Source organism: Pseudomonas sp. RU47 (genome assembly GCF_004011755.1).
Taxonomy (GTDB): domain Bacteria; phylum Pseudomonadota; class Gammaproteobacteria; order Pseudomonadales; family Pseudomonadaceae; genus Aquipseudomonas.
Window position 1 is genome coordinate 5,117,016 of sequence record NZ_CP022411.1, and the last position, 23,829, is coordinate 5,140,844.

Consider the following 23,829-nt stretch of genomic DNA (forward strand, 5'->3'; position numbering starts at 1 on the left):
CTCCTGGGTTAGGGGTCGCTGAATGTCCGGTGTTCCGGTGGCGCGATCGTAGCAAGGCGCCTTATTCGTTTAAAATACTTAAAACGAATCTTTATATTCTATTTAAAACTAAAAAATCAAAAGATCGCAGCCTTCGGCAGCTCCTGCACCGATCTCCTGTAGCAGCTGCCGAAGGCTGCGATCTTTAGCGCAAGCGGCCATAGCCAAGTCCTTCAGCCTCACGCTGATAGTCGAGCAGGATTTGATAATCGCGCTCACTGGCCGCAAACACCTCAGGCAATCCCAAGGTCTGTGCGACATCAGGGAGTTCGCGCAAGGTTTCATTCATTACCTGTCGGAGCTGCTCGATCTGCTCATCCGTAGCACTACCTACCGTAATGAATGGCAAGGTCGGACTCCACGCACTGCGCGCAATCACCTGCAAGGCACTGACTTCTTGCGGCGCATGTTGCGCCAGATAGGCGTAGGTGACGCTGTCGATGGCGGCCAGATCGGCACGGTGTTCGCGCAACCAGCGCAGGCTCTCTCGATGGCCGCCGCTGATGCCGACCGAGGCAAAAAATTGTCCGTCCTGATTCAGCGGCGCCAAGCGCTGACGCAACAGGTTCATGCCGCTGTTGGAGTCCTCACTATTGATCACCCCCCGACTGTTGTGAAAATCCGTCAGGGTTTTGCGTGGGTCATCAGCGCGGCCGAGGATCAGGCTGCAATGATTGCCGGCGCTGGCGTCAGGCAGTTCGTAGCGAGGACGTCCGACGATCCGCACTTGTCCGCGCAAAGCGGTCATCAGCGGGTAGCCGCAGGTTTGCGTGAGCAGCAGATCGGGGGATAACCAGAGTTCGGGCAATGACAGGCCTTCAGCACTCAGGCGGGTGTGGCCAAGTTGCTCGAGAATGCGCGCAATCCAGCGCTCATTCGCCGCGCGGATTGGCTCGGGGGCGACGTACATCAGGAGTTCGGTGTGGTGTTGGGTCATGCACATTTTCCCCGAGTTACAAATATCCAATGTGGGAGCGAGCCTGCTCGCGAAAGCGCTGGGTCAGACAACAGATTCATCAACTGACACTACGCCTTCGCGAGCAGGCTCGCTCCCACAGGGTTTTGTGGTGTTCTTGGGTCAGTGGAACGGATGCTCGGGACTGTCGATCGGCCTGAAGACATTGCACCGCCAGAACTCGCCATACCCGCGCACCAGAAACCCGCCACTGCGTGCGATCCACTGCTCGCGATGCATCCGGTAAACCGTCGGCAAGTCGTACCACGCAAGCTTCGGCAAGTCGTGATGCACCAGATGAAAATTCAGATTAAGGAACAACCAGCGCCATGGCCAACCGGCCTCATTGAGCACCGTGCGCTGTTCCGGTTGCGCATGCGGGCGGTGTTCATAGTAGGAGCGGATCATCGCGATCGACAGCGCCGGCACGCTGATCAGCAACAGGTAATGCCAGACCGGCAGCACGCTGTATCGAGCGATGAACCCCAGCATCAGCAGGGTAAACGCGCCGTGGGTCAGCCACATCAGCCACGCCTGGCGTTCGCCATTCTTCAGCCGCTGCAGTTCTTCGCCAGCGAGCGCCAACAACGCCAGGGGGGCACCCGTTGCGAAACGGCCGAGTACGGTTTTGTTCAGCCAGTGCAGGCTGCGTTCGAACAGCGAACTGCCCTGCCAGCCAGCGCGGGTCAGGTAACGGCTCTCCGGATCGACGCCGGGCACAGTCAGATCCTCATCGCGGTGATGCAACAAATGGCTGTCGCGATACAGCGTGTACGGATACCACACCGCGAATGGCGCGTAGCCGAGGATTTTGTTGAGCAAGGTCCAGCGGGTCGGATGCCCGTGGAGCAATTCGTGCTGCACTGACAGCCACAGCACCAGTAGCGGAACCAGCAGCAACGTGCTCAAGCCACGACCGAGCCACTGACTATTGAGCACAATGGCAAACCAACCGCCATAGACGCCGATCAGCAACAGCCAGGTCGGCCATTCGGTGCGGGCGGTGAAGCGTTGGCGCAGGGTTTCGATCTGCTGGCGATGGGCGGCGTCGAAGTAATGGGACATGGCGTTGCTCAAAACGGGATTCTTTCCCTTCTGTGCAACGACGCGGCGCAATCTTGCAGATTATTTTCGGGTTAGGCAGGAGCCCGAGAACCGGGCTCCGGAAAGACGTGATCAATGGCCGAATATGTCGACTTTCTTGGCTTTCTTCTCTGCGCGTTTTTCAATCGCGGTCTTGGCCGGTTTCTTCTTCGCGGCTTTCTTTGAATCCATACCTTTGGACATGATGCGTACTCCACTCACAGGGGATGTGAGGTCAGGTATACACCTATCCAGAGCCGTGCGTTCTTTTATAATCGCCGCTTTGCCCACCGACAGTCCGATCCCATGCCCGACACCCGATACAGCCTGCTCGACGAGTCGTTATGGCCGTTGATGAACAAGTTTTACCGCAGCCATCAATCATCGATGAAAGCTGTTCGCGACGCGCAATTGTGGGTCGCGCGACGGGGAGAGATTGTTGCCGCGTTGTGCTTGCGGCCGGTGGCGGGCGGGCATTGGTTGACCGGGTTGTTCGTTGATCCGGGCTGTCGCGAACAAGGGCTTGCCGCGCAGTTGATCGCAGCAGCGGTGCAGGATGTGAGCGAGCCAGTGTGGCTGTTCTGCCATCCTGATTTGCGTGAGTTTTATGAGCGACGCGGGTTCACGTTCGATCCGGCGCTGCCGCAAGCGATGGCAGAGCGATTGAGCCGGTATGCGCGGAGCAAGCCGATGATTGCTATGGAAAGGGTTCCCGCTCAATCCTGAAGGACATGCAAAAACCAATGTGGGAGCGAGCCTGCTCGCGAAAGCGGTGTGTCAGTCACAGAATCTGTCACTGATATTGCGCATTCGCGAGCAGGCTCGCTCCCACAGGGGATGTGTTGAGTCTTGAATTAATCGTCAGCTGTGGGATCGAGATCCGGGAACATCACTTCGGTAAAACCGAATTTGCTGAAATCGGTGATCCGCGACGGGTACAAGCGGCCGATCAGGTGATCGCACTCGTGCTGCACAACGCGCGCGTGGAAGCCCGAAGCAGTGCGCACAATCGGCTCGCCCTTCGGATCAAACCCTTCGTAACGAATCTGCTGATAACGCTCCACCGCACCGCGCAAACCCGGCACCGACAGACACCCTTCAAAGCCCTCCTCCAGCAACGGACTCAGCGGCGTGATCAGCGGATTGATCAGGATCGTCTGCGGCACGGCTTCAGCGTCCGGATAACGCTCGCTGTGTTCAAAACCAAAGATCACCAGTTGCAGATCGACACCGATCTGCGGCGCGGCCAAGCCAACGCCGCCGACGCTTTCCATGGTCTGGAACATATCGTCGATCAGTTGCCACAGCTCGGGGCTGTCGAACATCTCGGCCGGCACTGGCGGGGCGATGCGCAGCAGGCGCTCGTCGCCCATTTTCAGAATTTCACGGATCATGATCAGACTTCGTCAGTGTCCGGCTTGAGCGAATGATCGCGGCCCAGGCCCGAGACGTGTTGTTTGGGATGTTCATCGAGTTCGCCGGGGACTTTCTCACCCGCATCCTTGCCCTCGCTGGACATGTGCTCGATCACCGCGTTCATCTCGGCGCCGAGCAACAGCACCGCAGCGGAAATGTAGAAGTACAGCAACAGCACGATGATCGCCCCGATGCTGCCATACATCGCGTTGTAGTTGGCGAAGGTTTTTACGTAGAAGGCGAACCCCAACGAAGCGATGATCCACACCACCACGGCCAACACAGAACCGGGTGTGATGAAACGGAATTCCTGTTTGACGTCCGGCATGACGTAGTAGATCAGTGCCACGGCGACCATCATCAGAATCACGATCACCGGCCAGCGCGCGATGGTCCACACGGTGACGATGAAGTCTTCCAGTCCCACCTGCGCGGCGATCCAGCCCATCACCTGCGGCCCGAGCACCATCAGCGCGGCGGCCACCAGCAGCATGCCGGCGATGCCGACGGTGTAGAAAATCGACAGTGGGAAACGCTTCCAGATCGGCCGGCCTTCAACCACGTCGTATGCGGCGTTCATCGCGCTCATCATCAAGCGCACACCGGCGGAGGCGGTGTACAGGGCGATCACGATACCGACGGAAAGCAGGCCACCCTTTGACTGCTGTAACTGGTCAATGACCGGATTGACTTGCTCCAGCGCCTGCGGCGGCAGGACCAGTTCCGATTGCAGGCGCAGCCAGGAGAAGAAGTCCGGCAGGTGCAGGAAACCGATCAGGGCGATCAGAAACAGAATGAACGGGAACAGCGAGAACAGCATCTGGTAAGCCAGTGCCGAGGCGTAGGTCGACATTTCGTCGTCGACGAATTCAGTGACCGTGCGCATCATCACCCGATGCAGGGGCAGACCTTTCATGTCTGGAAATATCATTCGCGTCTCCTTTCGCCGCAATACAGGTTGAAGTCGTGGCGACTCAGGGGCCGTTTTTTACATCACGGTAGCCTGTTTGGCTAACCTCGTAGGGTTGCCGCAGGTTTTTGACACAAAAACGGCCATCCTTGGATGGCCGTTCATGTATTTCGTTCAAGGCTGGATTACGCCTTGTCGACGCCTTTTTTGACCGCGTCCTTGGCTTTGCCGACCGCTTGCTGGGCTTCGCCTTTTTTCTCTTGAATCTTGCCTTCGGCTTGCAGCTTGGTGTTGTCGGTGGCTTTACCGACGCCTTGCTTGACGTTGCCGACCGCTTCGTTGGCCATGCCTTTTACTTTATCGCCTGTGCTACTCATGGTGTTTCTCCTTGGTGCATTTAGGGGGAAAAGTCAGTACGTAATGATTGACTGGCCGGGTTTGCGCCAAGTTTCATTTATTTTCGGGGGTTCATTTCGTCGTGGCGTGCAGGTTGGGCTTTATGTTTGCGTGCGAAGCCCCGAGAATGCGCAACATATGGGCGCCGTGCGCCAATGAACCGATCCCGCAGGAATGTTATGAAACTCGATAAAACGCAGGCCATCGCCCGACGCAACAAGGAACTGGGCGGTGCCGTGCTCGGCACCAACAACTGCCACTTCGCCGAACTGAACCGTAACCGCAACATCTGGTGGTTCGACCTGCCGGTGTCGCGTCTGGCCATCGGTCAGTACGAGTGGATTCACTTGCTGATGCACACCCCAGCCACCGACGAACTGCTGCACCTGAAAGTGCCAACGGTGTTCCTGCGTGAAAAGCTTGAAGGGCTGGTGATTCGCAATGAAGGCAAGCGCAAAGCGGCATTGAGCCTGGAATTGAGTGCGGACAAGGATTCGTATCTGCAGGACATGCGTCCGGCGGGGACCAACGTGAATTTTGCGCCGTTCCGTCAATAGCCCTCACCCTAACCCTCTCCCAGAGGGAGAGGGGACTGACCGAGTTGGCTGGACACGCTACACCGACCTGAAATATCGAGTCGAACTCAGGTTCTGAACAGCATCCGATCGGCTCCCCCCCCTCCTCGCCCATTGGGAAAAGGAACTGACCGAGGTATTCGGGCGAGATACACCGACCTGAGATTCCTGAGTTGAACTCAGGTTCTGAAAAGCCCCGATCTGCTCCCTTCCCCCTCGCCCCCTTGGGGGAGAGGGCTGGGGTGAGGGGGTAGATTTACCAATCACTGCAAATCTACAGCCTTGCACCAACAAAAAGCCCCGCATCTGCGGGGCTTCGTGTTTTAAGCGGCGGACTTGGCCTTGATCTTCTTCAGCTCTTCATCCCGCAACTCGCGACGCAGAATCTTGCCGACGTTGGTGGTCGGCAGCGCATCGCGAAACTCCACCGAACGCGGCACCTTGTAGCCCGTGACGTTGGCGCGCATATGGTCCATCACCTGCTCTTTGGTCAGGGTCACACCCGGTTTGGCAACGATGAAAATCTTGATCGCCTCACCCGACTTCTCGTCGGGCACACCAATGGCCGCGCACTGCAACACGCCCGGCAGGGTCGCCAGCACATCTTCCAGTTCGTTCGGATAAACGTTGAAACCGGAGACCAGAATCATGTCTTTCTTGCGATCGACAATGCGCATGTAGCCGTCCGGCTGGATCAGCGCGATATCACCGGTCTTCAGCCAGCCTTCGCTGTCGAGCATTTCATCGGTGGCTTCCTGACGCTGCCAGTAGCCCTTCATCACTTGCGGGCCCTTGACGCACAGTTCGCCGATTTCACCCAGCGGCTGCTCGACACCGGCATCGTCGATGACTTTGCACAGCGTCGATGGCACCGGAATACCGATGGTGCCGATCTGGATGTGCTGGATCGGGTTGACCGTGGCCACCGGGCTGGTTTCGGTCATGCCGTAACCTTCGCAGATGGCGCAACCGGTGACCGCTTTCCAGCGCTCGGCAGCGGCCAGTTGCAGGGCCATGCCGCCGGACAAGGTGACTTTCAGCGCCGAGAAATCCAGCTTGCGGAAACCTTCGTTGTTGCACAGCGCCACGAACAGCGTGTTGAGACCAACAAAACCGCTGAACTTCCACTTCGACAGTTCCTTGACCATCGCCGGCAGGTCGCGCGGGTTGCTGATCAGGATGTTGTGGTTGCCGATCAGCATCATCGCCATGCAATGAAAGGTGAACGCATAGATGTGGTACAGCGGCAGCGGCGTGATCAGGATCTCGCAACCTTCGTTGAGGTTGGAACCCATCAGCGCTTTGCACTGCAGCATGTTGGCGACGAGGTTGCGATGGGTCAGCATCGCGCCCTTGGCCACGCCCGTGGTCCCGCCGGTGTATTGCAGCACCGCCACGTCGCCGCTGTGCGGATTGGCTTCGGCCACCGGCTGGCCCTGGCCCTTGCTCAGCACGTCGTTGAACTTGACGGCTTTGGGCAGGTGATAGGCCGGGACCATTTTCTTCACGTACTTGATGACGCTGTTGATCAGCAGGCGCTTGATCGGCGGCAGCAGGTCGGCGACTTCGGTGACGATAACGTGTTTGACGCCGGTTTTCGGCACTACGGCTTCGGCCAGATGCGCCATGTTCGCCAGGCAAACCAGGGCTTTGGCACCGGAGTCATTGAATTGGTGTTCCATTTCCCGCGCGGTGTACAGCGGGTTGGTGTTGACCACGATCAGCCCGGCGCGAATCGCACCGAAGACGGCCACCGGGTACTGCAGAACGTTGGGCAGTTGCACGGCGATTCGATCACCGGGCTGCAAATCGGTATGCTGTTGCAGATACGCGGCAAACGCACCGGACAATTCGTACAATTCACCGTAGGTGATTGTCTTGCCCAGGTTGCTGAAAGCCGGTTTGTTGGCGAAGCGTTGGCAGGATTGCTTCAACACTGCCTGAATGTTCGGATACTCGTCCGGATTGATGTCGGCAGCAATTCCAGCCGGGTATTTATCCTTCCAAAAGTCTTCGATCATGGAAGCCCACTCCTCAGCAACGCGAATTCTTCACCGCATTTGATGCGATTATTATTGGTGTGTGTTTGGTATTGGTGAATCTGGCTTTTATATAGGCCGAGAAGTCACAAAGCGCGCCGAGAGTAGCAGCTTTGCCAAGGGTCGACTAGAGCCAAAAGCGGCCCCTACAGTCACTATGATGACTCAAGACTACCTAGCAGTCATTTTAGAGCAAAAATCCTAGAACACCTTTGAAGCCCCGGTTTTCGGGGACTTAAAGCAAAAGATCGCAGCCTTCGGCAACTCCTGCAGGAAATGCATTCCAAGTAGGAGCTGCCGAAGGCTGCGATCTTTGTGTTTTTGACTTTTACGCGATATCGCGCAACTCACGCCGCAGAATTTTCCCGACAGGCGTCATCGGCAATGACTCACGCAATACGATGTGTTTCGGCACCTTATACGCGGTGAAATTCTCTTTGCAGTAGGCCTTGAGCTCTTCAAGGCTGACCCCGGTTTCCCGCGCCACCACGAACAGCTTCACCGCCTCGCCCGAACGCTCGTCCGGCACGCCGATCACCGCGCAGTTGGCGACTTTCGGATGGGCCATCACCACGTCTTCGATTTCATTCGGATAAACGTTGAAACCGGAGACGATGATCATGTCCTTCTTGCGATCGACAATGCGCACAAAACCGTCCGGATCAATCACCGCAATATCGCCGGACTTGAACCAGCCCTCGGCATCCAGCACTTCGGCCGTGGCTTCCGGTTTGTGCCAGTAGCCCTTCATGATCTGCGGGCCCTTGATGCACAACTCGCCACGCTCGCCCATCGGCTGTTCAACACCGTCATCGTTGATGATTTTCAGCAACGTGCCCGGCACCGGCAAGCCGACCGTGCCCAGACGCGATTGATCGCCGTACGGGTTGGTGCAGGCCACCGGCGAGGTTTCGGTGAGACCGTAACCTTCAGTGATGCGGCACCCGGTCATCTGCTCCCAGCGCTCGGCGGTAGCCTTGACCAGCGCGGTGCCACCAGAGTTGGTGAGCTTCAGGCTGGAGAAATCGAGCGTCTTGAAATCCGCGTGATCCATCAGCGCCACGAACAAGGTGTTCAAGCCCAGCAGCGCCGAGAAGCGCCAGTTCTTCAGCTCCTTGATGAACCCGGCGATGTCGCGCGGATTGGTGATCAGCACGTTGTGGTTGCCGGAAACCATCATGCACATGCAGTTCGCGGTGAAGGCATAGATGTGGTACAGCGGCAACGGCGCGATCATCACTTCCTGGCCTTCGCGCAGCAGCGGCTGGCCGTCCGGGCCGAGTTGGGCGAGACAGGCGCGCACTTGTTGCATGTTCGCCACCAGATTGCCGTGAGTGAGCATCGCACCTTTGGCCAGGCCGGTGGTGCCACCGGTGTATTGCAGCACGGCGATGTCGTCGAGGCTGGCTTTCAGCGGCTTGATGCCCAGACCTCGGCCCATGCGCAGTGCGCTTTTGAAGGAGATCGCCTGCGGCAGTGAATACGCCGGGACCATTTTCTTCACTTTGCTGACCACGGTATTCACCAGCCAGCCCTTGGCGGTGGGCATCAGGTCGCCCATCTTCGCTTCGATCAGGTATTGAATGTCGGTGTCGGGCAGCACTTCCTGGACTTTCTGGCCGAACATGTTCAGGTACACCAGCGCCCGCGCGCCGGAATCCTTGAACTGGTGGCGCATCTCCCGCGCGGTGTACAACGGGTTGGTGTTGACCACGATCAACCCGGCGCGCAAGGCACCGAACACGGCTATCGGATAGTGCAGGACATTGGGCATCTGCACCGCGATGCGATCGCCCGGCACCAGATCGGTATGCGCTTGCAGGTAACCGGCGAACGCAGCGCTCTGGCGTTCGAGTTCGGCATAAGTCAGGGTGATGCCCATGTTGCTGAATGCCGGGCGGTCGGCGAACTTCTTGCAGGAACGCTCGAATACCTCGATCACCGACTTGAACTCACCCATGTCGATGTCCAGCGGTACGCCGGCCGGGCGTTTGTCGTTCCAGAAATCAGGTTGCATTGTTCTTGTCCTCTTTACCTGAGCCGATCCGGGGCCGCTTTCTGTCATTTCTGAAAAAGCGGAGCTTCACGGACACTAGCAGTTATGGCCATTGAGGCAAATATAGACAAAGCCGTCATTGATCGTGTGAATCTTCCTGCCGTGGCGTGGGCTGATCAGACGCGCTATACAATGTTCCGACTCTGAGCAAAGGAAGCGCCATGATCCACGACACCTTATGGCTGGATGCGAGTGACCGCAGCCGCCTATTCGTCAATCAATGGCTGCCGGCAGCGCCGTTGAAAGCGGTGATCCTGCTGGCCCATGGCATGGCCGAACACAGCGGCCGCTATGCGCGACTGGCCGAAACGTTTTGCGACAAAGGATATGGCGTGTATGCCCCGGATTTGCGCGGACATGGCAAAACCGCCAATTACGGCACCCTTGGCCACTTCGCCGATGACGATGGCTGGTGCAAAGTGCTCGGCGATCTGGCCAGCCTCAATCAACACATCGGCCAGCAACACCCCGGTGTACCGATCATCCTGTTAGGGCACAGCATGGGCAGCTACCTCGCCCAAGGTTATCTGCTGCACCACAGCGCCAGCCTGAACGGGGCGATTCTCAGTGGTTCAAACTTTCAGCCCGTTGCGCTGTACGGCGCCGCGCGGCAGATCGCCCGTCTGGAAAAACTGCGTCAGGGTGGCAAGGGCCGTAGCGCGCTGATCGAATGGCTGTCGTTCGGCTCGTTCAACAACAAATTCAAACCGGCGCGCACAGCGTTCGACTGGCTGAGTCGCGACCCGGCCGAGGTTGACCTGTACGCCAACGATCCACTGTGTGGCTTTCGCTGCACCAATCAACTGTGGATCGACCTGCTCGGCGGCTTGCAGCAGATCAGCAAAGCGTCCAATCTCGCGCAGATCGATCCGGGCTTGCCGCTGCTGGTAATCGGCGGCGAATGTGATCCGGTGAGTGAAGGCAAGCGTCTGACAGATCTGGCCAATGCCTTGCGCACGGCCGGCAGCCAGAACCTGCAACTGCAGATCTACCCGCAGGCGCGGCACGAATTGTTCAACGAAACCAACCGCGATGAAGTGATCGCTGATGTGCTGGCCTGGATCGATCAGGCCTTGAGCCATCCGCGCCCTCATCGCAGCGAGTAATTTTTTGTGGATTCATTGAATCCGTTACAGGAATCGAGACCGATGACCCAGGTTACCAACATCCCTTACGAAGCCCTCGAAGTCGGCCAGACTGCCAGCTACAGCAAGACCGTCGAAGAGCGCGACATCCAACTGTTTGCCGCGATGTCGGGCGACCACAACCCGGTGCACCTGGACGCCGAGTTTGCCGCCGCGAGCATGTTCAAGGAGCGTATCGCTCACGGCATGTTCAGCGGTGCTTTGATCAGTGCAGCGGTGGCCTGTGAACTGCCTGGGCCGGGCACTATTTATATTGGCCAGCAGATGAGTTTTCAGAAACCGGTGAAGATCGGTGACACGCTGACCGTGCGTCTGGAAATTCTCGAGAAACTGCCGAAGTTTCGTGTGCGCATTGCCACTCGTGTGTTCAACCAGCGTGATGAGTTGGTGGTGGATGGCGAGGCGGAGATTCTGGCGCCGCGTAAGCAGCAGACGGTGACGTTGCCGACTTTGCCGGCGATCAGCATTGGCTGATTGATTTGTGGTGTGTCAGTGAGAGCTTTCCCCCTCACCCCAGCCCTCTCCCCCAAGGGGGCGAGGGGGAAGGGAGCCGATCTCCGCTGTTTTCAGGTTTTGAGTTCGACTGGATATTTCAGGTCGATGTAGCTCGAAAAAACACCTCGGTCAGTCCCCTTCCCTCCGGGAGAGGGCTAGGGTGAGGGGCTCTTGCTTTGGCTTTCCCCAGACATAAAAAAACGCCAGACTCGCTGGCGTTTTTTGTACCCGGCGAACGCTTAAGAGCGAGCGCGAGCCTGGTTACGCAGGGCTTTCACCTGATCGTGGTTACGTTGTACGCCGTGATACTGGCGTTCAACCAGATCACGAATACCCACCAGATTATGCTTGCTGATTTTCTCGAGGGCTTCTTTGTAAGCCTTCAATGCGTGGTCTTCACCGCGCTCGGCTTCGTTCAGCACAGCCTCTTCGTCCTTGCCGGTGAACATGGCTTTGACGTCGACCCAGCGACGGTGCAGGTCACCGCTGACGCTGGTGGAAGTTTCCGGATCGCCGCCCAGCTTGCGAACTTCAGCTTGCAGCTCAGCTGCAGCAGTGGCGCAATCGGCAGAACGAGTGACGAACAGGGTTTTCAGTTCTGGATGCTTGATGTCTTCAGCGCAAGTCTTGAACCCTTCCTGACCGTCCTTGCTGGTTTCAATCAGGTCATTGAGTACAGAGATGGCTTCTTTATTCATATCGGTCATTTTTCAATTCCTTGCGATTGGTTGAAGATGCAAGGGATATTGCAGTGTGCGTGCCAGCTTTTTTATTGATAAAAAATCGTTATTTATCAATAAGTTAAATATAAGTGAACTATCTGTATCACGGTTATTTGCATGATCTGTCATTTGGCCTGCATGCAGAATGCCTGTATTTTCCAAGCTGATTTGAAGCCAGACGATCTCACTGATGAATCCCGAAAAACTCGAACTGCTGATAACCCGCGAAATGCCCTTCGGCAAGTACAAGGGCCGGATCATTGCCGACCTGCCGGGGCCGTACCTGAACTGGTTTGCCCGCGAAGGTTTTCCGCACGGCGAACTCGGTGGCTTGCTCGCGCTGATGCAGGAGATCGACCATAACGGCCTCTCGGACCTGCTCGAACCACTGCGCGCCAAACACGGCAAACCTGCCCCGCGCCACTGAAGCGCCCTCCTCTCTCAGAGTCAGCCGACCATGCCCGATAACACCCGCCGCGCCCGTGACGAAGCCTTTTGGCAAACGTTCGCCGACCGTTACGACGTTCAACCCGGCCCCGTGAACCTGGAAAACGGTTACTTCGGGCGCATGTCGCGCACGGTGATCGAGGAGTACCAGCGCAATATCGAGCTGATCAACACCAGCAATTCGGTATACGTGCGCCAGCGTTTCGAGCAGCACGACAACCTCGATATCCGCGCGCAACTGGCCGAGCTGATCGGCGTGCGCGCGCAGAGCGTAGCCTTCACCCGTAACGCCACCGAAGGCCTGCAATCGCTGATCCGCAACTACAACCGCCTGCAACCGGGCGATCAGGTGCTGATCAGTGATCTGGAATACGACACGGTCAAAGGCGCCATGCGCTGGCTGGCCAGACATCGCGGTGCTGAGGTGATCGAGATTGCCCATACGCACCCGGCAAGTTACGACAGTCTGCTGGAGACTTACCGCGAAACGTTCATCGGCCAACCGAAGATCAAGCTGATGGCCCTGACTCACGTCACTCACCGCACCGGCCTGGTCATGCCCGTGCAGGCCATCGCTGCGCTCGCCAAGGAACACGGGGTCGATGTCATCCTCGACGGCGCCCACGCGCTCGGTCAGATCGACTTCAATCTTGAAGCGCTGGGCATTGCCTTCGCCGGCTACAACCTGCACAAGTGGATCGGCGCACCGCTCACCCTCGGCTTCCTGTATATCTCGCCGCAACGCTTGGCCGACATCGATCCGGACATGGGGGAAATGCATTACCCGGTAAATGACATCCGTGCGCGCACCTCCTACAGCACGCCCAACATTCCGGCGCTGATGACCTTGCCGCTGGTGTTCGAAGAGCATCGCTCCCTCGGCGGCGCAGCGGCCAAAGGCGCTCGCGTCAATTATCTGCGCAATCTGTGGGTCAGCTCGGTGCGACACTTGCCGGGTATCGAGGTGATGACGCCAGACGATCCACGGCTGTATTGCGGCATCACATCGCTGCGCTTCACCCGGCACGACGATCAACAGGCGATGGCTGAGCGTCTGCTCAACGACTACAACCTGTTCACCGTGGTGCGCAACGGTGCCGCCAGCGGGCCGAGCATCCGTATCACTCCGGGGCTGACCACCACCGCTGCCGACATGCAGTTGCTGGTGCGCGCGCTGAACGAACTGCGCTAAAACACTGTGATCAGGTATTTGTCGTAGCCCGCCACGCCGATCTGCGATGACACCGCAAAGGTGTCGACGCCGATCGTCAGGCTACCGAAGTAGCCGTCCTCCAGACCTTCCCCGCCAATCGGTCGCAACACCAGCCGCGAGGCATCATCCCCTGCGGCTTCACAGTTACAGGCATTGGGAAGATGCAGCCGTCCTGCCCAGGCCTCCTGATGTGACTGCGGACGTTGATCATCACTGGCGATGCACACGGTCATGGCGATGCATGACGCACCGGCAGACTGCTGATCCGGGTAAATACTGGTAAACCGCACGATGCCTTGGCTGTCGGTCGATTGGGTGCCGCAGAGGCTGTCGGCGCCAATGTTCTGTTCGATCCGAACCTGGGCGTCAACCACTGGCTCACCGGTCATGGCGTCGACCAGGGCCAGACGCAATACCAGTGGCAGGCCTTCGACGCCGCGGCTGATGTTGCGCACCTTTTCTTCGGTTTCGCGCCAATCGATGCTGCCAACGATTGGCGGTTGCCGTTGATGCAAGGGTGGGTGTTTGAAGGCTACAGATTGATGGTCGTCCATGAGGCGTTCTCTCTTCCGTAAGATGAACGCAGATTAGCGCCACGCAAACGCAGTTGTGCGGTAACTATGTATCGCGTGATGTCCTGACACTTTCTTCGAGGCAAAAAAAACGGTGCACCGACCAAGCGCACCGTAAAGCCGTAGAACACACAACGAAGTGTCTGGTAACAATCAGTCCAGCAGCGCCAGCGCCTCGGCGGTACATTCCTGAATACGCGCCCAGTCGCCGTTCTTGATCCACTCCGGATCAAGCATCCAGCTACCGCCCACGCACATGACGTTTTTCAGCGCCATGTAGCTTTTGATGTTGGCCGGGCCGACGCCGCCAGTCGGGCAGAATTTCACTTCGCCGAACGGGCCGCCAAGGGCCTTGATTGCCGCCACGCCACCGCTGACTTCAGCCGGGAACAGCTTGAAGCGGCGATAACCCAGACCGTAGCCTTCCATGATGCCGGAAGCGTTGCTGATGCCCGGCAACAGCGGAATCGGGCTGTCGACGCTGGCTTCCAGCAAATCACGGGTGATGCCCGGGGTGACGATGAACTGCGAACCGGCAGCTTCGGCAGCCGCGAGCATGTTGCGATCGAGCACGGTGCCGGCACCGGTCATCAGTTCAGGGCGCTGGTCGCGCAGGATCTGAATGGCCTTGAGGCCGAACTGCGAACGCAGGGTCACTTCCAGCGCGGTCAGACCACCGGCGGCCAGAGCGTCGGCCAGCGGCAGCACGTCCTGTTCGCGAGCGATGGTGATCACCGGCAGGATTCGCGCCTTGGCGCAGAGGCTGTCGATCAGGGCAACTTTGTCCGCCATGGAAACGGTCGGGGATGGGGTTGTCATAGCGGCTGTTCCTTGGCTCATGGGCACCAGTAAATCTCTAACGTAGGTTGCAGAAACGCGCGCACCGGCATGGCGGCGACGTCATCGGATGCCAGTGCGGCATTCAGGGTGGTCAGTTTCGACTGACCGGAAATCGACAGAATCTTGTGACGGGCCGAGGCCAGCAGCGCACGGCTCATGGTCAGACGCTGACGCGGCACGCTTGGCGCCAGCATCGGCCAGCAACGGCGTGTGCCATCAGCTTGCAGAGCTTCGGCAAGGTTCGGGCTGTCGGGGAACAGCGACGCGGTGTGGCCGTCATCGCCCATGCCCAGCACCAGCACGTCAATCGGCGGCAGTTCGGCGAGCAAGCGGTCGGCTTGCTCGGCTGCCTGCTCGACGTTCGCTGCAGCGCTATAAAGACTGAGGAACTGCGCTTTCGCCGCCGGGCCTTTGAGCAGGTATTGCTTGAGCAGGCCGGCATTGCTGTCGGCGTGTTCAACCGGCACCCAGCGCTCGTCGGCGAGGGTCACGACGACCTTCGACCAGTCCAGATCCTGCTTCGCCAGGTGCTGGAAAAACGCCACCGGGCTACGACCGCCCGACACCACCAGCACCGCGTTGCCGCGCGCCGCAATGGCCTCGCTCAATTGCTTGGCAACATTCAGCGCCAGACCTTCGGCCAACAGCACCGGGCTCTTGAATTCGTGAGCGTTCACGCCCGCAGGCAGTTGCACATCAGATATCGCCATACCACGACCTCCCGTCCCGCGTGATCAATGCAATGGAGCTCATCGGCCCCCACGACCCGGCCGCATACGGCTTGGGCGCGTCACCGGATTTTTTCCACCCGGCGATCAGCTGGTCACACCACTTCCACGCGGCTTCGATTTCATCTTTACGGACAAACAGGTTCTGATTGCCGTTCATCACTTCCAGCAACAACCGCTCGTAGGCATCGGGGATCCGCGCGCTACGCCAGGTGTCGGAGAAATTCAGTTGCAGCGGGCCGCTGCGCAGTTGCATGCCTTTGTCCAGGCCCTGCTCTTTGGTCATCACGCGCAAGGAAATGCCTTCGTCCGGTTGCAGGCGGATGATCAGTTTGTTGCTGATCTGCAAGCGCTGCTCAGGGGCGAAGATGTAGTGCGACGGCTCCTTGAAGTGGATGACGATCTGCGACAGTTTCTGCGGCATACGCTTGCCGGTACGCAGGTAGAACGGCACGCCGGCCCAGCGCCAGTTGCGGATGTCGGCACGCAGGGCGACGAAGGTTTCGGTGTCGCTCTGGGTATTGGAATTCGGTTCTTCGAGGTAACCCGGTACGGATTTGCCTTCGCTGTGACCGGCGATGTACTGGCCGCGCACCACTTGGGTGGTCAGGCCTTCCGGGCTGATCGGCGCCAGCGCCTTGAGTACTTTTACCTTTTCGTCGCGGATGCTGTCGGCGGACAGATCAGCCGGCGGGTCCATGGCGATCAGGCAGAGCAACTGCAACAGGTGATTCTGGATCATGTCGCGCAGTTGGCCGGCCTTGTCGAAGTAGCCCCAACGGCCTTCGATGCCGACCTTCTCGGCCACGGTGATTTCCACGTGGGAGATGTAATTCTGGTTCCACTGGGTTTCGAACAGGCTGTTGGCGAAACGCAGGGCGATCAGGTTCTGAACGGTTTCTTTGCCCAGGTAATGGTCGATGCGGTAGGTGCGGTTTTCCGGGAAGAACTGCGCTACCGCGTCGTTCACCTTGCGCGACGATTCGAGGTCGGAGCCGATCGGTTTTTCCAGTACCACACGGGTGTTTTCTGCCAGACCGACTTTCGCCAGGTTCTCGCAGATCGCGCCGTACACTGCTGCCGGCGTGGCGAAGTAGGCAATCATGCGCTGCGTGCTGCCGGCCAGTTCGGCCAGCGCCACATAGTCTTCAGCCTTGAGGAAGTCGACGTGCAGGTAGGTCAGGCGTGAGAGAAAGCGCTCAGCGACGGCCTCGTCCAGCTCTTTGCCGACGTAGCGACGCAATTCGGCGGCGATGAACGCCATGTGCTGTTGCTCGGAACCTTCTTCACGGGCCAGCGCGATGATCCGCGTGTCCTCATGCAGCAGGTCGGCGCCATCGAGGTGATAAAGGGCGGGAAACAGCTTGCGCAGGGCCAGATCGCCAAGCGCGCCGAACAAGGCAAAGGTGCACGGTTCAACCGTAATCGAAGGCATGATGTTTGTTCTTTTATCAAGTTAAGCTACAAATACCTTTTTTCAAGGCATCACTCAAGGGAAAATGTAGTAATAACCACAACATTTTCGCAAAATACAGATTCCGTGTGGTGGTCGGTCGGAGCCATCAGTAGGATAGGCCACCGTTACGGGCCATATCAAAGGCCCAATTTGCATAGCCCGGCGCACCTTTGCGCAGGTGAATTAGGAATTCCATATGGACCGCGTGCGAAATTTACTGGAACAGATCCAGAGTCGCCTTGAAGACCTGAACAAGGCCGAACGCAAAGTCGCCGAGGTGATCCTGCTCAACCCGCAGCAGGCCACCCGCTTCAGCATCGCCGCCCTCGCCCAGGCAGCCTCGGTGAGCGAGCCGACGGTCAACCGTTTCTGCCGTTCGTTCGGTGTCAGCGGCTACCCCGAGCTCAAGCTGCAACTGGCGCAGAGCCTGGCCAGTGGCGCGGCGTATGTCAGCCGCGCGGTCGAGGCCGACGACAATCCCGAGGCCTACACGCAGAAGATTTTCGGCAGTGCGATCGCCTCGCTGGACAGTGCTTGCCAGGCGCTCGATCCGAACCTGATCAGCCGCGCCGTCGACCTGTTGATTCAGGCGCGGCAGATCCACTTCTTCGGGCTTGGCGCTTCGGCACCAGTGGCACTGGATGCGCAGCACAAGTTCTTCCGCTTCAACCTCGCCGTTACCGCGCACGCCGATGTGCTGATGCAGCGGATGATTGCCTCGGTGGCGCACACCGGTGAGTTGTTCGTGATCATTTCCTACACCGGCCGTACCCGTGAGCTGGTGGAAGTGGCGCGTATTGCTCGCGAGAACGGTGCTTCGGTGTTGGGTTTGACGGCGGAGAATTCGCCGCTGGCCAAGGCCAGTACCTTGAGCCTGAATATTCCGTTGCCGGAAGACACCGACATCTATATGCCGATGACTTCGCGGATCATTCAGTTGACCGTGCTGGATGTGTTGGCGACGGGGATGACCTTGCGTCGCGGGGTGGATTTCCAGCCGCATTTGCGCAAGATCAAAGAGAGCTTGAATGCCAGCCGGTATCCGGTTGGGGATGAATTCAACTAAAGATCAAAAGCCCCTCACCCCAGCCCTCTCCCGGAGGGAGAGGGGGCCGACCGAGGGGTCTTGCGCGGTACATCGACCTGAAATATCCAGTCGATTATGGATTCAGCACTGCACTTTCACGTCGGCGTAACTCTTCAGCATCCCGCAATCAGTCCCCTCTCCCTCCGGGAGAGGGCTAGGGTGAGGGGCTACGATGTGACTGACACACTCAAGCCGCCGCCCACGCCTGCAAACTCAAATGCGCCTTCTCCCCCGGCGCCAGATGCAGACTGTCCGTCCCGCCCGCCGCCGCTTCCACACAGACAAACTCGGAAATCTCATCCCACGTCACGCCCAACAACGGCCGCGCGCCCGGATGCCAGACCACTGTGTCGGCACTGTCACCGGTATCAATACACAACTCACGCTGCCAGGCGTGATCTTTCAGCTGCAATTCGCCGTCATGCTGGAACACCCGCTGACACCCGCCATCCACCCGCAACTCGCCTTCCTGCTGGCAAGACTGGCGATTCAACTGGTCATAACCCTGCGCCCCTTCGAGCCCAGACAGCGCTATCTCGCCGACATCGCCAATACGCCAGTAAGCGTGCAAAGCCTGGCTCAACTGGCACGGCATGTCGTCCTGATGCTCGGTGCTCAGGCGTAATTCCATGCGTTCACCCAGATGTGCGTGCAGGTCAACCTGCCAGTCGCACAGCTGCAATTGCCAGTGCAGGCGCACGCCATCTTCGGCGCTGCTGCTGTCGAGCAACTTCCAGTCGAGCAAACGCGCCCAACCATGCGATGGCCAGGCGTTTTCGCTCGGATGACGGCCATACCACGGCCAACACACCGGCACACCACCGCGAATGGCACCGACATGCGGCCACTTCGCCGCACACCACAACCACGGCTTTTGCCCGCGCGGCTGAAAGTGCAGCAACTGCGCGCCCTGACGACTGAACACCGCCTGACACAGCGGGTGATCGATCACCAACACGTCGCGCATCTGATAGCGCTCCCAGGCGAACACCGGTTGTTCACGCAGGGATTTGAAGAAGCGTTGTAGCGGATGCTCATGCATTGGCCACGGTTCCGAATTCATCTGTGACGGGCTGCGCCTGCCCCCAAAAAAAAGCGGACAGCCTTGGCTGTCCGCAAATATGCGCACATAGAGAGGAGCTTATCGCAGACGCGTTAGAACGTAGACTGAATTTTCAGGCCAGCGACCAATGCGTTATCGACTTCATCCACACCACCCGGGTGAGTGATGTACTGCAGGTTAGGACGTACGGTCAGCCAGTTGGTGACGTGGAAGCCGTAGTTGATCTCGTAGTTGTATTCGGTTTCACGAATCGGCGAGAACACCGGATTGTCGTAGTCCGACACACCGTTGGATGCATTCAGCAGCTCGGCGTTTTTCTTCACGTCGTCGTTGACGTGGATACGCGCCGCGCCGATACCGACGTCATCCTTCGGACGCGCGTCAAACGGGCCTTTGTAGACAAACATCACCGACTGGTAGTTGTCGATGAAGTTGGTGTCCTTGTCGTGGAACGTGGCGTTGGCGGCGATGTTCAGACCGCGAGTCGCATCACCGTTATGGCTGGTGAGTTGCTGTTGCGCGACGAACCAGTAACCGCTTTTGCTGTTGTGAGACTTGTAGGCGTCGCCAGTGGTAGCCGCGTCGAAACCGTTGACGTCTTCACGTACGTCATCGGCATCGGCCGTGCTCTTGTAGTAACCGACGCGGTATTCGCCGGGCAGGCTGTTGACCTTCGGCGACCAGACCAGCTCGACCGGCAACACAGTACCTTTGGTGCCGCTGCCGCTGAGCTTGAAGCCGTTGCCGTGTTCCAGCTGCGACGGGTTCTGGTTGTACGCACCGATTTGCGCGTAGAGCTCGTCGTTGATGTTGTACTTCACACGGATCGCGGCCTGGCTGACGGGCCAGTTGTACCAGATGTTGGTCGCCCAGTTACCCACTTGGGAGCCGCAGAACGCGAGGTTCTGGAAGTCGCACGGGAAGGTGTTGAAGTCTTCGCCTTCACCGAAGTAACCGGCCTTGACGTCGAGCTTGTTGTCGAAGAACTGGTGCTGAATCCACAACTGGGTCAGACGCACCATGTGGCCACGACCGTAAACTTCTTGCGAGGAGCTCAAGGTGCCGGCACGCGGATCGCCAACGCGGTCGTTGGAGATGTTGTAGCCGTTACGGTTGGTCAGCTGGATCTTCGCCTGGGTGTTATCCCAGCCCCAGAGCTTTTGCAGATCGAGTGCCACGCCCAGACCGAACTGGTCGCTGTAACGTCCGGTCTTGTCATCGTTGTAGCCGCCGTGCAGGTTGGCGCCCATTTCCCCAACGTAGTCAGCCTTGATGTCGATACCCTGCTCGATCAGCTTGGTACGCTCGCCACCCCAGTCGCCGGTCATCCATTTCGAGTCGGAGCTGAAGGCATCCGCCGCCATGGCGTTACCGGCCAGCACCAATGCCGCCGCAGCTGACACTTGGCAGATCAACCGGGCATTGACGTGTTTCTTTTTCATCCCTACATCCTCGTCTTTATTGTTATTAACTGTTTTTATCTAACGCGGTTTACATAAATTGCGATGGATTACAGGCAATCCACCGCGTGCTCCTTTGTGGGAGCGAGCCTGCTCGCGAATGCGGTGTATCAGGCGACATCAATGCTGGATGTCAGACCGCTTTCGCGAGCAGGCTCGCTCCCACATTTGTTCTTCAGCGGCCTTTGAATTGCGCCACGTTCGCAGACCGCGCATCGGTCTGTGGTTGCCCGGCAGTGCCGAGGCGCTCGCCGGTGTTGGCATCGAACAACAACACTTTCGACGGATCGAATTGCAGCGTCAGGTTCTCGCCCACCTGCGGTGCCACGTCCGGCGCCAGACGGCAGCAGACTTTGGTGTCATTCAGGTTGACGAACACCAGCGTGTCCGGACCGGTTGGTTCGGTCACCTGCACTTCGGCACGAATGCTCGGCAGGCCATTGCCCTCGCCGTTCGCCAATACGATCTGCTCCGGGCGCAGACCGAGGATCACTTCGCGATCTTCGAGACCGGCGTCCTGCATGCTCATCGGCAACTCGCAACGCGCCTGACCGCTGTCGAGCAGCGCCAGCAGACGACCGTCCTTGCGTTGCAGACGCAGCGGGATGAAGTTCATCGGCGGCGAACCGATGAAGCTCGCCACAAACAGGTTGGCCGGGTCGTTATAGATCTCTTTTGGCGTGCCGAACTGCTGGATGATGCCGTCCTTCATCACCGCAACCTTGTCGCCCAGGGTCATCGCTTCGATCTGGTCGTGGGTCACGTAGACCGTGGTGGTTTTCAGGCGCTGGTGCATCAGTTTCATTTCAGTGCGCATCTCGACGCGCAGCTTGGCGTCGAGGTTGGACAGCGGTTCGTCGAACAGATAAATCTTTGGTCGACGCGCCAGTGCACGGCCCATCGCCACACGCTGTTGCTGACCACCGGAGAGCTGACCCGGCTTGCGATTCAGCAGATGTTCGATCTGCAACAGCTTGGCCACGCGCGCGACTTCTTCGTCGATCGCGGCCTGAGGCATCTTGCGAATCTTCAGGCCGAATTCGATGTTCTCGCGCACGCTCATGGTCGGGTACAGCGCGTAGGACTGGAACACCATGGCGATGTCGCGATCCTTCGGGCTCATGCCGCTGACGTCCTGATCACCGATCATGATCGCGCCGCCGGTGATGGTTTCCAGACCGGCGATGCAGTTCATCAGGGTCGACTTGCCGCAGCCCGACGGGCCAACGAGGATCAGGAACTCACCGTCCTTGATCGACAGTTCGATGTTTTTCAGGGTGTCCGGCAGGCCGGCACCGTAAGTCTTGTTGACGTTGCGAAGTTCGAGCGTTGCCATGATTACCCCTTGACTGCGCCGGCCGTCAGCCCGCGCACGAAATACTTGCCTGCGACCACATAGACCAGCAGGGTCGGCAAGCCGGCGATCATCGCCGCTGCCATATCAACGTTGTATTCCTTGGCGCCGGTGCTGGTGTTGACCAGGTTGTTCAACGCCACCGTGATCGGTTGCGAATCACCGCTGGAGAACACCACACCGAACAGGAAGTCGTTCCATATCTGAGTGAACTGCCAGATCAGGCAGACCATGATGATCGGCGTCGACATCGGCAGAATGATGCGGCGGAAAATCGTAAAGAAACCCGCGCCGTCGAGGCGTGCGGCTTTCACCAGCGCATCCGGAATGCTCACGTAGTAGTTACGGAAGAACAGCGTGGTGAACGCCAGGCCGTAAACCACGTGGATAAACACCAGACCGGTGGTGGTGCTCGCCAGGCCCATCTTGCCGAGGGTGAACGAGGCCGGCAGCAGCACGGTCTGGAACGGCAGGAAGCAGCCGAATAACAGCAGGCCGAAGAACAACTGCGAACCGCGGAAGCGCCAGAACGACAGCACGTAACCGTTCAACGCACCGATGGCGGTGGAGATAATTACCGCCGGAACGGTGATCTTGATCGAGTTCCAGAAGTAGCCGTCAACCGTGGCCCAGGCCTTGACCCAGCCGATGCCGCTGACCACGGTCGGCCAGCTCAGCAGATTGCCGGTGCTGATGTCTTCCGGGGTCTTGAAGCTGGTCAGCAACATGACCACCAGCGGCACCAGATAAAGCAGTACAGCGATGATCAGCACTGCGTAGATCGCGATGCGACTCAGGCTGATAGCAGGTTTGGCAGCGAGACTAGTCATTGCGCTTGGTCCTCAGCTCGGAATACAGGTAAGGCACGATGATCGCGAGGATCGCACCGAGCATCAGAATCGCACTGGCCGAGCCCATGCCCATCTGGCCGCGACTGAAGGTGAAGGAATACATGAACATCGCGGGCAGGTCGGAGGAATAACCCGGGCCACCGGCAGTCATCGCCGCGACCAGGTCGAAGCTCTTGATCGCGATGTGCGCCAGAATCATCACCGCACTGAAGAACACCGGACGCAGGCTTGGCAGCACCACTTTCCAGTAGATCGTCGGCATGCTTGCGCCATCGATCTGCGCGGCACGGATGATCGATTGATCAACGCCACGCAGGCCAGCGAGGAACATCGCCATGATGAAGCCCGAGGCTTGCCAGACAGCGGCGATCACCAGGCAATAGACCACGCGATCCGGGTCGATCAGCCAGTCGAGACGGAAGCCTTCCCAGCCCCAGTCACGCAACAATTTGTCCAGGCCCATGCCCGGGTTGAGCAGCCATTTCCACGCGGTACCGGTGACGATCATCGAGAGCGCCATCGGGTACAGGTAAATAGTGCGGATAAAGCCTTCACGACGGATGCGCTGATCGAGGAACACCGCCAGCAACACGCCAATCACCAAGGTGATGCCGATGAACATGCCGCCGAACACCGCGAGGTTTTTGCTCGCGACCCACCAGCGGTCGTTGTCGAACAACCGCGCGTATTGCGCCAGACCGGCCCACTTGTAGTTGGGCAGGAAGGTCGAGGTGGTGAACGACAGCACGAATGTCCACAGGATGTAGCCATAGAAGCCCACCAGCACGATGAACATGCTCGGCGCCAGCACCAGTTTTGGTAGCCAGCGCTGCAATGCATCGAACGGCGAGGCCTTGCTGAACACAGCAACAGAACTCATGGGGAAATCCAGTACAGGGAATAAAAACTACAGTGAGATCCCTTGTG

General features: G+C 58.6%; 24 protein-coding genes. 7 read left to right on the forward strand and 17 right to left on the reverse strand.

The features are described from left to right. Positions 1-184: 184 nt before the first annotated feature. Positions 185-976, reverse strand: a complete 792-nt coding sequence (locus CCX46_RS23360; protein WP_127929480.1) for a phosphate/phosphite/phosphonate ABC transporter substrate-binding protein — start codon at positions 974-976, stop codon at positions 185-187. 141 nt (positions 977-1,117) lie between these two features. Further along, positions 1,118-2,059: a fatty acid desaturase gene (locus CCX46_RS23370; protein WP_127929481.1), complete on the reverse strand. Its 942-nt coding sequence runs from the start codon at positions 2,057-2,059 to the stop codon at positions 1,118-1,120. Between the two features lie 324 nt (positions 2,060-2,383). On the opposite strand from CCX46_RS23370, the gene CCX46_RS23375 reads away from it, so the two are divergent. After that, a complete protein-coding gene (locus CCX46_RS23375) occupies positions 2,384-2,803 on the forward strand; it encodes a GNAT family N-acetyltransferase (RefSeq protein WP_127929482.1) in 420 nt (139 codons plus the stop codon). A 128-nt stretch (positions 2,804-2,931) separates the two neighbouring features. On the opposite strand, the gene def is transcribed toward CCX46_RS23375, so the two are convergent. The 3 genes from def to CCX46_RS23390 all read right to left on the reverse strand — a co-directional run bounded on the left by def (position 2,932) and on the right by CCX46_RS23390 (position 4,780). After that, a complete protein-coding gene (gene def, locus CCX46_RS23380) occupies positions 2,932-3,471 on the reverse strand; it encodes a peptide deformylase (RefSeq protein ID WP_127929483.1) in 540 nt (179 codons plus the stop codon). A gap of 2 nt (positions 3,472-3,473) precedes the next feature. Further along, complete coding sequence (locus tag CCX46_RS23385; protein ID WP_127929484.1) at positions 3,474-4,424, reverse strand: YihY/virulence factor BrkB family protein; 951 nt, start codon at positions 4,422-4,424, stop codon at positions 3,474-3,476. A gap of 164 nt (positions 4,425-4,588) precedes the next feature. Continuing rightward, positions 4,589-4,780 carry a CsbD family protein gene (locus CCX46_RS23390; RefSeq protein WP_008082339.1) on the reverse strand — a complete coding sequence of 64 codons (192 nt, stop codon included), beginning with the start codon at positions 4,778-4,780 and terminating at the stop codon, positions 4,589-4,591. Positions 4,781-4,978: 198 nt separating this feature from the next. Here CCX46_RS23390 and CCX46_RS23395 point away from each other — a divergent pair, with 198 nt between their 5' ends. Continuing rightward, a complete protein-coding gene (locus CCX46_RS23395) occupies positions 4,979-5,356 on the forward strand; it encodes a hypothetical protein (RefSeq protein WP_007917843.1) in 378 nt (125 codons plus the stop codon). Between the two features lie 341 nt (positions 5,357-5,697). Here the strand turns inward: CCX46_RS23395 and fadD1 are convergent, their stop codons facing one another. Beyond that, positions 5,698-7,395 (reverse strand): long-chain-fatty-acid--CoA ligase FadD1, encoded by a 1,698-nt coding sequence (fadD1, locus tag CCX46_RS23400; RefSeq protein ID WP_127929485.1) that lies wholly within the window; start codon positions 7,393-7,395, stop codon positions 5,698-5,700. A gap of 346 nt (positions 7,396-7,741) precedes the next feature. Next, the gene (gene fadD2, locus CCX46_RS23405) at positions 7,742-9,430 is read right to left on the reverse strand and encodes a long-chain-fatty-acid--CoA ligase FadD2 (RefSeq protein WP_127929486.1); all 1,689 of its coding nucleotides are present in this window, start codon (positions 9,428-9,430) and stop codon (positions 7,742-7,744) included. 200 nt (positions 9,431-9,630) lie between these two features. On the opposite strand from fadD2, the gene CCX46_RS23410 reads away from it, so the two are divergent. Continuing rightward, positions 9,631-10,575, forward strand: coding sequence for an alpha/beta hydrolase (locus tag CCX46_RS23410; protein WP_127929487.1), 945 nt, complete (start codon positions 9,631-9,633; stop codon positions 10,573-10,575). 42 nt (positions 10,576-10,617) lie between these two features. Continuing rightward, on the forward strand, positions 10,618-11,088 hold the full coding sequence (locus CCX46_RS23415) for a MaoC family dehydratase (protein ID WP_003227420.1): 471 nt from the start codon (positions 10,618-10,620) through the stop codon (positions 11,086-11,088). 260 nt (positions 11,089-11,348) lie between these two features. On the opposite strand, the gene CCX46_RS23420 is transcribed toward CCX46_RS23415, so the two are convergent. Continuing rightward, positions 11,349-11,816, reverse strand: coding sequence for a ferritin-like domain-containing protein (locus CCX46_RS23420; RefSeq protein ID WP_016983691.1), 468 nt, complete (start codon positions 11,814-11,816; stop codon positions 11,349-11,351). 205 nt (positions 11,817-12,021) lie between these two features. On the opposite strand from CCX46_RS23420, the gene CCX46_RS23425 reads away from it, so the two are divergent. Further along, the gene (locus tag CCX46_RS23425) at positions 12,022-12,258 is read left to right on the forward strand and encodes a DUF3820 family protein (RefSeq protein ID WP_003227425.1); all 237 of its coding nucleotides are present in this window, start codon (positions 12,022-12,024) and stop codon (positions 12,256-12,258) included. A gap of 30 nt (positions 12,259-12,288) precedes the next feature. After that, positions 12,289-13,470 carry an aminotransferase class V-fold PLP-dependent enzyme gene (locus CCX46_RS23430; protein ID WP_127929488.1) on the forward strand — a complete coding sequence of 394 codons (1,182 nt, stop codon included), beginning with the start codon at positions 12,289-12,291 and terminating at the stop codon, positions 13,468-13,470. Here CCX46_RS23430 and CCX46_RS23435 read toward each other — a convergent pair. From CCX46_RS23435 to zwf, 4 genes are all read right to left on the reverse strand, one after another. Next, a complete protein-coding gene (locus CCX46_RS23435; protein WP_127929489.1) occupies positions 13,467-14,045 on the reverse strand; it encodes a hypothetical protein in 579 nt (192 codons plus the stop codon). The genes CCX46_RS23430 and CCX46_RS23435 overlap by 4 nt on opposite strands. Before the next feature lie 171 nt (positions 14,046-14,216). Further along, positions 14,217-14,882 carry a bifunctional 4-hydroxy-2-oxoglutarate aldolase/2-dehydro-3-deoxy-phosphogluconate aldolase gene (locus tag CCX46_RS23440; RefSeq protein ID WP_008082815.1) on the reverse strand — a complete coding sequence of 222 codons (666 nt, stop codon included), beginning with the start codon at positions 14,880-14,882 and terminating at the stop codon, positions 14,217-14,219. A 17-nt stretch (positions 14,883-14,899) separates the two neighbouring features. After that, positions 14,900-15,613 (reverse strand): 6-phosphogluconolactonase, encoded by a 714-nt coding sequence (gene pgl, locus CCX46_RS23445; RefSeq protein ID WP_127929490.1) that lies wholly within the window; start codon positions 15,611-15,613, stop codon positions 14,900-14,902. Further along, on the reverse strand, positions 15,600-17,066 hold the full coding sequence (gene zwf / locus CCX46_RS23450; protein WP_127929491.1) for a glucose-6-phosphate dehydrogenase: 1,467 nt from the start codon (positions 17,064-17,066) through the stop codon (positions 15,600-15,602). Before zwf ends, pgl begins: the two co-directional genes overlap by 14 nt. Positions 17,067-17,292: 226 nt before the next feature. Between zwf and CCX46_RS23455 the strand changes: the two genes are divergently transcribed. After that, positions 17,293-18,153 (forward strand): MurR/RpiR family transcriptional regulator, encoded by an 861-nt coding sequence (locus CCX46_RS23455; protein WP_171057240.1) that lies wholly within the window; start codon positions 17,293-17,295, stop codon positions 18,151-18,153. 208 nt (positions 18,154-18,361) lie between these two features. Here CCX46_RS23455 and CCX46_RS23460 read toward each other — a convergent pair whose 3' ends face one another. The 5 genes from CCX46_RS23460 to CCX46_RS23480 form a co-directional block, all read right to left on the reverse strand. After that, entirely contained in the window at positions 18,362-19,216 is an 855-nt protein-coding gene (locus CCX46_RS23460; RefSeq protein ID WP_127929492.1) for a D-hexose-6-phosphate mutarotase, read from the reverse strand. A 113-nt stretch (positions 19,217-19,329) separates the two neighbouring features. Further along, on the reverse strand, positions 19,330-20,679 hold the full coding sequence (locus tag CCX46_RS23465; protein WP_127929493.1) for a carbohydrate porin: 1,350 nt from the start codon (positions 20,677-20,679) through the stop codon (positions 19,330-19,332). A 193-nt stretch (positions 20,680-20,872) separates the two neighbouring features. Next, positions 20,873-22,033: an ABC transporter ATP-binding protein gene (locus CCX46_RS23470; protein ID WP_127929494.1), complete on the reverse strand. Its 1,161-nt coding sequence runs from the start codon at positions 22,031-22,033 to the stop codon at positions 20,873-20,875. 2 nt (positions 22,034-22,035) lie between these two features. Beyond that, the gene (locus tag CCX46_RS23475; protein WP_093430462.1) at positions 22,036-22,881 is read right to left on the reverse strand and encodes a carbohydrate ABC transporter permease; all 846 of its coding nucleotides are present in this window, start codon (positions 22,879-22,881) and stop codon (positions 22,036-22,038) included. Continuing rightward, on the reverse strand, positions 22,874-23,782 hold the full coding sequence (locus tag CCX46_RS23480) for a carbohydrate ABC transporter permease (RefSeq protein ID WP_007917874.1): 909 nt from the start codon (positions 23,780-23,782) through the stop codon (positions 22,874-22,876). The genes CCX46_RS23475 and CCX46_RS23480 overlap by 8 nt, the downstream gene beginning before the upstream one ends. Positions 23,783-23,829: the final 47 nt, after the last annotated feature.

Coding starts and splice junctions, on each gene's coding strand:
- pgl (WP_127929490.1), bottom strand. CDS start 15,613: ATGGCGATATCTGATGTGCAACTGCCTGCGGGCGTGAACGCTCACGAA.
- CCX46_RS23385 (WP_127929484.1), bottom strand. CDS start 4,424: ATGATATTTCCAGACATGAAAGGTCTGCCCCTGCATCGGGTGATGATG.
- CCX46_RS23430 (WP_127929488.1), top strand. CDS start 12,289: ATGCCCGATAACACCCGCCGCGCCCGTGACGAAGCCTTTTGGCAAACG.
- def (WP_127929483.1), bottom strand. CDS start 3,471: ATGATCCGTGAAATTCTGAAAATGGGCGACGAGCGCCTGCTGCGCATC.
- CCX46_RS23390 (WP_008082339.1), bottom strand. CDS start 4,780: ATGAGTAGCACAGGCGATAAAGTAAAAGGCATGGCCAACGAAGCGGTC.
- CCX46_RS23460 (WP_127929492.1), bottom strand. CDS start 19,216: ATGCATGAGCATCCGCTACAACGCTTCTTCAAATCCCTGCGTGAACAA.
- CCX46_RS23375 (WP_127929482.1), top strand. CDS start 2,384: ATGCCCGACACCCGATACAGCCTGCTCGACGAGTCGTTATGGCCGTTG.
- CCX46_RS23435 (WP_127929489.1), bottom strand. CDS start 14,045: ATGGACGACCATCAATCTGTAGCCTTCAAACACCCACCCTTGCATCAA.
- CCX46_RS23415 (WP_003227420.1), top strand. CDS start 10,618: ATGACCCAGGTTACCAACATCCCTTACGAAGCCCTCGAAGTCGGCCAG.
- CCX46_RS23465 (WP_127929493.1), bottom strand. CDS start 20,679: ATGAAAAAGAAACACGTCAATGCCCGGTTGATCTGCCAAGTGTCAGCT.
- CCX46_RS23410 (WP_127929487.1), top strand. CDS start 9,631: ATGATCCACGACACCTTATGGCTGGATGCGAGTGACCGCAGCCGCCTA.
- fadD1 (WP_127929485.1), bottom strand. CDS start 7,395: ATGATCGAAGACTTTTGGAAGGATAAATACCCGGCTGGAATTGCTGCC.
- CCX46_RS23480 (WP_007917874.1), bottom strand. CDS start 23,782: ATGAGTTCTGTTGCTGTGTTCAGCAAGGCCTCGCCGTTCGATGCATTG.
- CCX46_RS23475 (WP_093430462.1), bottom strand. CDS start 22,881: ATGACTAGTCTCGCTGCCAAACCTGCTATCAGCCTGAGTCGCATCGCG.
- CCX46_RS23360 (WP_127929480.1), bottom strand. CDS start 976: ATGACCCAACACCACACCGAACTCCTGATGTACGTCGCCCCCGAGCCA.
- CCX46_RS23425 (WP_003227425.1), top strand. CDS start 12,022: ATGAATCCCGAAAAACTCGAACTGCTGATAACCCGCGAAATGCCCTTC.
- CCX46_RS23395 (WP_007917843.1), top strand. CDS start 4,979: ATGAAACTCGATAAAACGCAGGCCATCGCCCGACGCAACAAGGAACTG.
- zwf (WP_127929491.1), bottom strand. CDS start 17,066: ATGCCTTCGATTACGGTTGAACCGTGCACCTTTGCCTTGTTCGGCGCG.
- CCX46_RS23440 (WP_008082815.1), bottom strand. CDS start 14,882: ATGACAACCCCATCCCCGACCGTTTCCATGGCGGACAAAGTTGCCCTG.
- fadD2 (WP_127929486.1), bottom strand. CDS start 9,430: ATGCAACCTGATTTCTGGAACGACAAACGCCCGGCCGGCGTACCGCTG.
- CCX46_RS23420 (WP_016983691.1), bottom strand. CDS start 11,816: ATGACCGATATGAATAAAGAAGCCATCTCTGTACTCAATGACCTGATT.
- CCX46_RS23370 (WP_127929481.1), bottom strand. CDS start 2,059: ATGTCCCATTACTTCGACGCCGCCCATCGCCAGCAGATCGAAACCCTG.
- CCX46_RS23470 (WP_127929494.1), bottom strand. CDS start 22,033: ATGGCAACGCTCGAACTTCGCAACGTCAACAAGACTTACGGTGCCGGC.